8 protein-coding genes are annotated in these 6,055 nt (G+C 75.6%); 3 read left to right on the top strand and 5 right to left on the bottom strand.

Going from position 1 to position 6,055, the window contains the following annotated elements; all coding sequences use genetic code 11:
• On the top strand, positions 1 to 748 hold a 748-nt coding region (locus GTW08_RS08210; RefSeq protein ID WP_161151715.1), incomplete at its 5' end, for an endonuclease/exonuclease/phosphatase family protein.
• Here the strand turns inward: GTW08_RS08210 and GTW08_RS08205 are convergent.
• The 3 genes from GTW08_RS08205 to GTW08_RS08195 form a co-directional block, all read right to left on the bottom strand.
• A complete protein-coding gene (locus tag GTW08_RS08205) occupies positions 730 to 1,356 on the bottom strand; it encodes a MerR family transcriptional regulator (protein ID WP_073577891.1) in 627 nt (208 codons plus the stop codon). The two genes, GTW08_RS08210 and GTW08_RS08205, sit on opposite strands and share 19 nt — an antisense overlap.
• 10 nt (positions 1,357 to 1,366) lie before the next feature.
• Positions 1,367 to 1,921 (bottom strand): ATP-dependent Clp protease proteolytic subunit, encoded by a 555-nt coding sequence (locus tag GTW08_RS08200; RefSeq protein WP_073577890.1) that lies wholly within the window; start codon positions 1,919 to 1,921, stop codon positions 1,367 to 1,369.
• 62 nt (positions 1,922 to 1,983) lie between these two features.
• On the bottom strand, positions 1,984 to 2,466 hold the full coding sequence (locus tag GTW08_RS08195) for a MarR family winged helix-turn-helix transcriptional regulator (protein WP_073577942.1): 483 nt from the start codon (positions 2,464 to 2,466) through the stop codon (positions 1,984 to 1,986).
• Positions 2,467 to 2,557: 91 nt separating this feature from the next.
• Between GTW08_RS08195 and GTW08_RS08190 the strand changes: the two genes are divergently transcribed.
• A complete protein-coding gene (locus GTW08_RS08190) occupies positions 2,558 to 3,208 on the top strand; it encodes an FMN-dependent NADH-azoreductase (RefSeq protein WP_073577889.1) in 651 nt (216 codons plus the stop codon).
• Positions 3,209 to 3,215: 7 nt separating this feature from the next.
• On the opposite strand, the gene GTW08_RS08185 is transcribed toward GTW08_RS08190, so the two are convergent.
• Both GTW08_RS08185 and GTW08_RS08180 read right to left on the bottom strand, forming a co-directional pair.
• On the bottom strand, positions 3,216 to 3,947 hold the full coding sequence (locus GTW08_RS08185) for a phosphotransferase enzyme family protein (RefSeq protein ID WP_083659039.1): 732 nt from the start codon (positions 3,945 to 3,947) through the stop codon (positions 3,216 to 3,218).
• A complete protein-coding gene (locus GTW08_RS08180) occupies positions 3,926 to 4,966 on the bottom strand; it encodes a sigma-70 family RNA polymerase sigma factor (protein WP_073577888.1) in 1,041 nt (346 codons plus the stop codon). Before GTW08_RS08180 ends, GTW08_RS08185 begins: the two co-directional genes overlap by 22 nt.
• A gap of 235 nt (positions 4,967 to 5,201) precedes the next feature.
• On the opposite strand from GTW08_RS08180, the gene mftR reads away from it, so the two are divergent.
• Positions 5,202 to 5,840 (top strand): mycofactocin system transcriptional regulator, encoded by a 639-nt coding sequence (mftR, locus tag GTW08_RS08175; RefSeq protein ID WP_073577887.1) that lies wholly within the window; start codon positions 5,202 to 5,204, stop codon positions 5,838 to 5,840.
• Positions 5,841 to 6,055: the final 215 nt, after the last annotated feature.

Raw genomic sequence — 6,055 nt, 5'->3', positions numbered from 1 at the left:
GGCCGCCGCTCCCGCGCTGCGACGGGTGCTGCCGCGCCCGGACGGCCCGCTGCCGGACGGGCCCGAGCTGACCGTGCTCGTCGCGAACGTGCTGCTGGGGCGGGCCGACACCGGCGCGCTCGCCGCGACGGTGACCCGGGAGCGGCCGGACGTCGTCGTGCTGCCCGAGGCGGGCGTCGCCTACCTCGACCGGCTCCTGCCCCTGCTCGGCGGCTACCGCGGCTGGTCCTCGGTCCCGCCCGGCGTCCCGGACCAGCGCGGCACGGTGGTACTGGTCGCGCCGCGGGCCGGGGAGGTCGACGTCCGGCCCGGGCAGGGGATGCGGCTGCCGTACCTGGAGGTCACCGGTGGGCTGCTCGGTGCCCGGACGCTGTACGCGGTGCACACCTCCGCCCCGACGAACCCGCGGTGGACCGAGCTGTGGACCGGTGAGCTCGCGCTGATCGGGGAGTGGACCCGCACCCGACCGGCGCCGGTCGTGGCCGGGGACCTCAACGCCGTCGTCGACCACCGGCGGCTGCGCGACGCGTCCGGCGACTGCGTCGACGCCACCGACGGCACCGGGCGGGGGCTCGTGGGGACCTTCCCGTCGTCGCTGCCGCGCTGGGCCGGGATCCGCATCGACCACGTGCTCGTGCCCCGCGGGTCGGTGACCCGCCGCCACGTCGTCCTCGAGACCCCGGGCAGCGACCACCGCGCGGTGCTGGTGACGGTGCGGCTGCCCGGGACTCAGGGGCCGGCGCGGTAGCGCTGCGCGGAGCGGCTCTCCTGGGCGATCCGGCGCAGGGCCGCGAGCAGGGCGTCGCCGAGGACGGTGCCGACCAATGCGGTCTCCGCGGCTTCCTCGCGGTCGGTGGTCCGTCCGATCGCGGCCAGGTCGCCCTCCGCGGCGCGGTCGGCGGCCTCGGCCCACGCCCGCAGGGTCTCCTCGCCGGGGCCCCAGCCCAGCTCGTGCATCCGGGCCAGCACCGACCGGGCCCCGGCCAGCGCGGGCGCGTCCTTCTCGACCTGCCAGCCCACGTGGGCCATGGCTCCGGCCAGGTCGGCCTCCGCCTCGTCGAGCGAGCCGGACGCGCCGACGTCGCCGGTGATCGCGTAGACCGTCCGGCCGAGCATGTCGTGCAGGCCGACCGCGGGGTCGTCGACGGCCGACAGCACCTCGCGGACGGTCGCGATCGGCAGCCCGCCGACCTCGACGAGCGCCCGGATCAGGCGCAGCCGTCGGATGTGCGCGTCGTCGTAGCGGGCCTGGTTCGGTGACGTCGTCTCGCCGCGGGGCAGCAGGCCCTCGCGCAGGTAGTACTTGATCGTCGCGACGGGGACACCGGACGACCGGGACAGATCCGAGACTCGCACATCGGAGACTCTAGCTATCCGTTTCGGTCCAGGGTTCCGACAGTCCGTCGACGATGCCGAACGTCACCGCCTCCGCCGCCGACAGCCAGCGGTCCCGGGCGTCGTCGGGCAGTGGGGCGCCGCAGTACGCCGCGGTCAGCGACTCGATCTCGCGGCGGCGTCCGGCGAGGTGGTCGGCCCGGACCCGCACGTCGCCGGGGTGCGAGCCGCGGACCGGCCCGTCCGCGGTGGGCAGGAACGCGGCGTGCGCGCGAGCGAGCCGCTTGCCCGGCGTCCCCGACGCGACGAGGAACGGCACCGGGCCCGCGAGTGATCCCACGGCGACGGTCGTGACGTCGACGCCGAGCGTGCGGATCGTGTCGTGCACCGCCATCGCGGCGACCGGGGAGCCGCCGGGCGCCAGGACGTGCAGGGTGATGTCGCGGCGCGCGTCCTCCGCGGCCAGCAGCAGCAGGCGCGCGCAGGTCTCGGCGGCGACGTCGTCGTCGAGCTCGCGGGCGAGCAGCACGATCCGCTCGCCGAGCAGGCGGTCGGCGGGGTCGGACGGGGTGGACAGGACGGGCATCGGATCTCCGCTCCTCGGGTGCCGCCCGACACTAGGGCCGGGGTGGGCCACCTGACCTGCGGTTACGCCGACGGCGGACGGGGTTCGCCCTCGGCGGAGGTCGGGTCGGTGCCCGCGGTCGCGACCCGGCGCAGCAGCGTCCGGAGCGCGCCCTGCTCGTCCGGGGAGAGCGGCGCCAGGATGTGGGCCTCGGCGGCGCGCAGCCGGGTCTCGGTCTCGCAGAGCAGCGCCCGGCCGGCCGTGGTGAGCACGATCCGGCGGGCCCGCCGGTCGTTCGGGTCGGGCCGCCGCTCGATCAGTCCCGCCTCCTGGACCTTGTCCAGCAGGTAGGTCATCACGGTGCGGTCCACGCCGAGCTTGCGGGCGAGCGCGAGCTGGGTGGGCGGATCGTCCCCGGCCGCGGCGGCGAGCACCTGGAAACCGCGCTGACCGCCGGGCAGCGTGCCGACGACGCACTGCACCGCCGTGGCGTGGTCGCGCGCCACCCGGGTCAACGCCCACGCCAGGTCGCACTCGACGCTCTGCGGGGCGGACGGACCGGACATCGTCACAGGATACGTGCTTGCCAAGGTCTTCTCTCGTGCAGATACTCTGTTCAGCAGAACATCTTCACTCCAGATCGACCGGGAGGTCACCGTGTCCCTGTTCCGACTCGACGCGAGCATCCGCACCGAGGGCTCCGTCAGCCGCGAGATCGCCGACGAGGTCGAGCGCGCCTACCTCGACGCGCGACCGGGCGCCGAGGTCGTCCGCCGTGACCTGGGCACCGCCCCGCTGCCCGCCGACCTGTGGACCACCGCGGTCGCGGCCGGATACGTGGCCGAGGCCGACCGCACCCCGGAGCAGCGCGGGGCCCTCGCGCGCATCGCGGAGTTGGCTGACGAGGTGCTGGCCGCGGACGCCGTCGTCGTCGGATCGCCGCTCTACAACTTCGGCATCGCCGCGCACCTGAAGACCTGGGTCGACGCACTGATCACCGACCCCCGGTTCGCGCCGGGGAGCACGCCCCTCGCCGGCCGTCCGGTCGTGCTCGTGGTCTCCCGGGGAGGCGGCTACGGGCCGGGCACCCCGCGCGAGGGGTGGGACCACGGCTCCGGCTGGATCACCCGCATCCTGCGTGACGTGTGGGGTGCCGACGTGACCGTCGTGGAGACGGAGCTGACCCTGGCCGACGTGGTGCCCGCGATGAGCGAGCTGCGCCCGCTGGCCGCGGAGAAGCGCGAGCGCGCCCGCGTCGACGCCCGGACGGCGGGGGAGCGGGTCGCCGCGGTGACGCCGGCGGCGTGAGGCCCGGTCAGGGGGCGGCGCGCAGCGCGGCGAGCCGCTCCCGGGCGTAACCGGGCTCGACGGTCCAGCAGACGGCGACCTCCCACGCGTCGACGGCGCGGCGGGCCTCGCGGGCAGCCCCGGGCCCACCGTCGAGGTCGAGCGCCGTCCGGTCCACCCGGCACTCGTCCCAGTCGAGCAGGCCCGGACGTCCGTCCAGGACCCGGATGTTGCCCGGGCCGGGGTCGCCGTGGACGACGGCGACCGGACCGTCCACCACGGCCCACGCGGCCCGGCACTCCGCGACGACATCGGACGGCATTGCGGTCAGGTCCACGTCCCCACCCCGGTCGGCGCCCGCGAGCAGCTCGGTCGTGCCCACGAACCCCGGCCGCTGGCTCCGCCCCGAGGTGAGGGCGTGCAGCCGGCGCAGCTCGGCGGCGATGGCCGCCTCGTCGCCCGGCCCGGGTGGGTCGCCGTCGAGCCAGGTCCGGACGACGACCGCCCCGCACCGCCGCCGTCCGTCACCGGTCGGGACGACGTCGGGTACGCGGAAACCGTGGGCCCGCAGCTCGCCGGTCAGGTCGAGCTCCCAGTCCAGCGCCGCGGGCGTCCGCCCACTCCGGTGGACCACCAGCCGTCGGCTCCCGTCCGTCGCCGCCCAGACCGCGCCGCGGTGCCCGCCGCCGAGCCGGGCCGTGATGCGCAGCCCCGGCCAGGCGGCGAGCCCGGGCGGCCTCAGCCGGCCTTCGGTTCCCACAGCTCCGGCCGGTCGGCCAGCTTCAGCGGCAGCCCGAAGTAGCCGAACAGCTCGGTGTTGAGGAAGATGCTCAGCCCGGTGACGACCCCGTCCTCGATCCGCAGGGCCGTGATGCCCCAGGCCTCGAACTCGCCGTTCGGCCCGGACGGCTTCCACTGGGCGAAGCCGACCGTCCCGTTGATCTCCACCGGAGCCACCCGCGACCCGCGGCAGCCCTGCCCGGGGCCGGTCGCCATCCAGGCGATGACGTCGTCCCGGCCGCGGAACCAGAGCTCCAGCGGAGGCATGTTCTGCTCGACGTCCTCGTGGAGCAGCGCCGTCAGCGCCTCCATGTCGAAGGCCTCGAACGCCGCCATGTAGCGCATCAGCAGCGCGGTCTGCGCCGGGTCCATCGCCGGGGAGGTCTGCGGCGCCGCCTCGGAGATGCCCTGTTCGCCCAGGGTGGCGCGGGCGCGCTGCAGGGCGCTGTTGACCGACGCGACGGACGTGTCCAGCAGCTCGGCGACCTCGGCGGCCTTCCAGCACAGGACCTCGCGCAGGATCAGCACGGCGCGCTGGCGGGCCGGCAGGTGCTGCAGCGCCGCGATGAACGCGAGCCGGATCGTCTCCTTCGCGACGGCCTTGTCCGCCGGGTCCCCGGCCGGCGTCGACACCCGGGCGTCGGGCATCGGTTCGAGCCACTCGGCGTCGGGCAGCGGCTCGCGCAGCGACTCGGCGACCGGTGCGCCGGGGCCTCCGATGTCCATCGGCACGGCGCGGCGCTTGCGCCCGTTCAACGCGTCGATGCAGACGTTGGTGGCGATGCGGTACAGCCAGGACCGCAGCGAGGAGCGGCCGTCGAACTTCGCGACGCCCCTCCAGGCCCGGACCATCGTGTCCTGCACCGCGTCCTCGGCCTCGAACGCCGAGCCGAGCATCCGGTAGCAGTAGCCGGTCAGCTCGCGCCGGTGGTCCTCGAGGCGTTCCTCGGGTGGCCGCTCGTCCACGGTGGTGTCGGCGGCCCGTGCGGGTGCGCTCATGGTTCCCCCTCGACGTACCCGTCCGGGTGGGTCCCGGTCCGTCTGGCCGCGAGTGTGCCGCGCCACACCGACAAAGTGGAGAGCCCACGCGACGAACGGCCGCCGAACCGGGGCGACGTGCGCCGACGGGTCGACCGCGACGTGGGATGATCGGGGCCGACGGCGTTCCGCTCGACCCTCCCGGTCCGCCGGTCGCAGGCACGACGGAGGAGTCGGGGAGCACGGCGGGGCGACGATGTCAGCGGTGACCGAGAACGACGGGACCGGAAGTGCCGGCGGGGGCGGGGCGCGCCGCGCCGGTCGTCGACCGGTCACCTCCCGCTCGGAGATCGAGCACATCGCGCTGGAGATGTTCAGCGACCAGGGGTTCGAGCACACGACCGTCGACGACGTCGCGCACGCCGCGGGGATCGGGCGTCGCACGTTCTTCCGGTACTTCGCCTCCAAGAACGACATCGCCTGGGGCGCCTTCGACGAGCAGCTGGTGCGGATGCGCGCGGTGCTCGCGGCCCAGCCGTCGGACCTGCCGACGCTGGAGGGGGTCCGGCGGGCGGTGCTGGAGTTCAACCACGTCGAGCCGGACGAGCAGCCCTGGCACAGGCGCCGGCTGCGGCTGATCCTTCGGACCCCGGCGCTGCAGGCGCACTCGACGCTGCGCTACGCCTCGTGGCGGGAGGTCGTGGCCGACTACGTGGCCGAGCGTCGTGGCGAGGACTCCTCGGAGCTCGTCCCGCAGAGCGTCGGGCACGCATGCCTGGGCGTGTGCATCGCGGCCTACGAGCGTTGGCTGGCCGACGACGGCTCCGAGCTCGCCGACCTGCTCGACGAGGTGCTGCGGGCGCTGCAGCGGGGCTGGGCGACCGAGCTCCCCTGAGACGCGCCGCGACGGCGCCCCGGTGCGGGACGCCGTCGCGTGGCGGTGCCTGCGTCGCAGGTCAGCGGGTGGTGCCGAAGAGTCGCTCCCACAGGCTGGGGCGGGTCGGGGCGGTGCGCTCCGGCGCGTCCTGGGTCCGGGCGTCGGCCGGGGCCTGCGGAGCGGCGGTGCCGTCCGGGGTGGTGGCGACGGCCGGGGCGCCCGGTGCTGCCGGG

It is taken from the genome of Pseudonocardia sp. SID8383, from assembly GCF_009864975.1.
GTDB classification, from domain to species: domain Bacteria; phylum Actinomycetota; class Actinomycetes; order Mycobacteriales; family Pseudonocardiaceae; genus Pseudonocardia; species Pseudonocardia alni.
Note: the sequence above shows the minus strand (reverse complement) of the source record. Positions and strands in the feature narration are given on the sequence as shown.

Excerpts from the sequence above, each read along its gene's own strand:
- GTW08_RS08200 (WP_073577890.1), bottom strand. The coding sequence starts at position 1,921 with ATGCCCGTCCTGTCCACCCCGTCCGACCCCGCCGACCGCCTGCTCGGC.
- GTW08_RS08195 (WP_073577942.1), bottom strand. The coding sequence starts at position 2,466 with ATGTCCGGTCCGTCCGCCCCGCAGAGCGTCGAGTGCGACCTGGCGTGG.
- GTW08_RS08180 (WP_073577888.1), bottom strand. The coding sequence starts at position 4,966 with ATGAGCGCACCCGCACGGGCCGCCGACACCACCGTGGACGAGCGGCCA.
- mftR (WP_073577887.1), top strand. The coding sequence starts at position 5,202 with ATGTCAGCGGTGACCGAGAACGACGGGACCGGAAGTGCCGGCGGGGGC.